This window comes from Arthrobacter sp. I3 (assembly GCF_000520575.1).
GTDB classification, from domain to species: domain Bacteria; phylum Actinomycetota; class Actinomycetes; order Actinomycetales; family Micrococcaceae; genus Arthrobacter; species Arthrobacter humicola_A.
On sequence record NZ_KI914937.1, the window covers coordinates 1 to 2965 of the forward strand.

At 67.4% G+C, this 2965-nt stretch carries 2 protein-coding genes and 2 tRNA genes; 2 read left to right on the forward strand and 2 right to left on the reverse strand.

Annotated elements, in window-relative coordinates:
* Nucleotides 1-64: 64 nt before the first annotated feature.
* Together Y706_RS0114655 and Y706_RS0114660 are read left to right on the forward strand one after the other, a co-directional pair.
* On the forward strand, nucleotides 65-856 hold the full coding sequence (locus Y706_RS0114655) for a PspA/IM30 family protein (RefSeq protein WP_028277175.1): 792 nt from the start codon (nucleotides 65-67) through the stop codon (nucleotides 854-856).
* Nucleotides 857-1048: 192 nt separating this feature from the next.
* Nucleotides 1049-2473, forward strand: coding sequence for a cryptochrome/photolyase family protein (locus Y706_RS0114660; RefSeq protein WP_028277176.1), 1425 nt, complete (start codon nucleotides 1049-1051; stop codon nucleotides 2471-2473).
* A gap of 97 nt (nucleotides 2474-2570) precedes the next feature.
* On the opposite strand, the gene Y706_RS0114665 is transcribed toward Y706_RS0114660, so the two are convergent.
* Nucleotides 2571-2644 (reverse strand) — tRNA-Met (locus tag Y706_RS0114665).
* 227 nt (nucleotides 2645-2871) lie between these two features.
* Nucleotides 2872-2945 (reverse strand) — tRNA-Met (locus tag Y706_RS0114670).
* Nucleotides 2946-2965 lie beyond the last annotated feature (20 nt).

Here is a 2965-nt window from a genome sequence, read left to right on the forward strand (position 1 = left end):
AGATGCGATACATCATCGATCACTGGAATCAGTGAGACAACGGAGCAGGACGAAAGGTAACACCATGGTTAAGCAGTCCATTTTCGGCCGCATGGCGCAGCTGGCGAAGGCAAACATCAATTCGCTGCTGGACCAGGCCGAAGATCCGCAGAAAATGCTGGACCAGATGGTCCGTGACTACACGAACAACATCGCGGAGGCAGAGTCCGCCGTGGCCCAGACCATCGGCAACCTGCGCATGCTCCAGGACGACTACAACGAGGACGTCCGCAACGCCCAGGACTGGGGCAGAAAGGCCCTCGCAGCCTCGCGCAAGGCCGACGAATACCGGGCGAAGGGCGACGTCGGCGATGCCGAGAAGTTCGACAACCTGGCCAAGGTGGCCCTGCAGCGCCAGATGGGTTCCGAGAACGAGGCCAAGGCCGCGGAGCCGAGCATCGCGTCCCAGACCGAGGTGGTGGACAAGCTCAAGCACGGCCTCGACCAGATGAAGGGCAAGCTCAACGAACTGACCAGCAAGCGCAATGAGCTGGTGGCCCGGTCCAAGACCGTGCAGGCCCAGAGCCAGGTCCACGACGCCCTCAAGAGCATCAACATCATGGACCCCACCTCCGAGGTGGGCCGCTTCGAACAGAAGATCCGCCGCGAGGAAGCCAAGGTCCGCGGCCAGCAGGAGCTCGCCGAGTCGAGCCTGGACGCCCAGTTCAATTCGCTGGAAGATCTTGGCGAGCAGACCGAGATCGAAGCCCGGCTGGCAGCGCTGAAGTCCGGCGGCTCCCCCGCTGCCATCGGCACCGGCGAAAAGAGCGCCGAGTCCGGTTCCACGGTCGAGGAGGCCGACTTCGACAAGCTCTGACGCACCGGTCCGGCGCTTCCGCGGGACTGCTGCACGCTTCACGCCCGGGGCCGGGCCCCGGCGGCCGAACCTGACACCNCCGAACCTGACACCTCAGGATCGCCCGCCGGGGCCCGGCCTTCGTTGTGCCCTGCATGGCCCCATGTCTCACCGCACCAGCGCCTCCGGCGGGCGCGCGTGTACCGTGGATCCATGTCTGCGACCCTTGTGTGGCTCCGTGATGACCTCCGGCTGGATGACAATCCTGCTCTGGCCGAGGCCGCTGCCCTGCACCAACCCCTGACCGTCGTCTATGTCCTGGATGAGGAGTCACCCGGCATCCGGCCGCTGGGCGGGGCGGTGAAGTGGTGGCTCCACCATTCCCTGGCCGGCCTGGCCGCAGCGCTGGAGGCCACTGGCTCGCGGCTGGTGCTCCGCCGCGGCCCCGCCGCCCGGGTCATCCAGGACCTCGCGGTGGAAACGTCGGCAGACGCCCTGCTGTGGAACCGCCGCTACGGCGGCCCTGAACGCGCCGTCGACGCCGGCCTAAAGAGCTGGGCCGGCGGGGAGGGCCTCAACGCCACGAGCTTCCAGGCGAACCTCATGTTCGAGCCCTGGACCGTGCGCACCGGCAGCGGGGGCCCCTACAAGGTCTTCACGCCGTTCTGGAAGGCCTGCCTGGCCGGTGCCGAGCCCCGGCAGCCGCTGGCGGCTCCGGACCAGCTGCCGGGCCCTGCACGCAACCGCAGCGGCGGCCTGCCGGCGAGCGAAACGCTCGAAAGCTGGGGCCTGCTCCCCCGGAGCCCGGACTGGAGCCCGGGGCTGGCCGACACCTGGACGCCAGGAGAAGCCGGCGCCCTCAGCCGCCTCGAGGACTTCGTGGACGGCCCGGCCGCAGAATACGGCACCGGCCGCGACGTCCCGGGCGTCGAGGGCACCAGCCGGCTCTCCCCGCATCTGCGCTTTGGCGAAATCAGCCCTTTCCGGATCTGGCACACGCTGCGCCACAGCTTTGCGGCGGGGGCGCCGGCCGACGTCGGGATCTTCCGTTCCGAACTTGGCTGGCGGGAATTCTGCTGGCAGCTGCTGTACGAGAATCCGGATCTGGCGACACGGAACTACCGGCCGGAGTTCGACCGCTTTCAATGGCAGCCGGCGTCGGGCGACGAGCTCCAGGCCTGGCAGCAGGGCCGTACGGGCTACCCGATGGTGGACGCGGGCATGCGCCAGCTCTGGCAGACGGGCTGGATGCACAACCGCGTGCGGATGGCGGCCGCGTCCTTCCTGGTAAAGAACCTGCTGGCCGACTGGCGGCTGGGCGAGGCCTGGTTCTGGGACACGCTGGTGGACGCCGATGCCGCGAGCAATCCGGCCAACTGGCAGTGGGTGGCGGGCTCGGGTGCCGACGCGTCGCCGTACTTCCGGATCTTCAACCCGGTCACGCAGAGCAAGAAGTTCGACGCCGCCGGTCGTTACCTGCGCGGGTACATTCCCGAGCTCGCAGCGCTGGACGACAAAACCGTCCACGAGCCCTGGAAGGCCGACAGCGCCGCCCCCGGCTACCCCGCACCGATCGTGGACCTTGCAGAGTCCCGGGCGCGGGCGCTGGCGACCTATCAGCGGCTCAAAGACGGCTGAGAGCCGGCACAGGGGCGCCGCCGGCGTTGCCCGCCACCGCGGACTTAAAGCGAAAGGTCCGGAACACTGTTTCCAGTGTTCCGGACCTTTTCTCCAGTTGCGGGGACAGGATTTGAACCTGTGACCTCTGGGTTATGAGCCCAGCGAGCTACCGAACTGCTCCACCCCGCGTCGCTTGATCAACTCTACCCTAGTTTCCGGACCGCCCTGACCACGTGCCCAGTCCGGCCCAGCCGGCGTCCAGTCCGGCCCACCCAGGTCGATGGACTGCGGGCCGGGCCGCTCGAGCGGTCGCCCCTTTTGTCCTATGACCGGTTTCCCGGCTTCCGGACCGTCCCCAGCGGCTTAAAACAAAAGGTCCGGAACACTGTTTCCAGTGTTCCGGACCTTTTCTCCAGTTGCGGGGACAGGATTTGAACCTGTGACCTCTGGGTTATGAGCCCAGCGAGCTACCGAACTGCTCCACCCCGCGTCGCTTGATCAACTCTACCC

Excerpts from the sequence above, each read along its gene's own strand:
- Y706_RS0114655 (WP_028277175.1), top strand. The coding sequence starts at position 65 with ATGGTTAAGCAGTCCATTTTCGGCCGCATGGCGCAGCTGGCGAAGGCA.
- Y706_RS0114660 (WP_028277176.1), top strand. The coding sequence starts at position 1,049 with ATGTCTGCGACCCTTGTGTGGCTCCGTGATGACCTCCGGCTGGATGAC.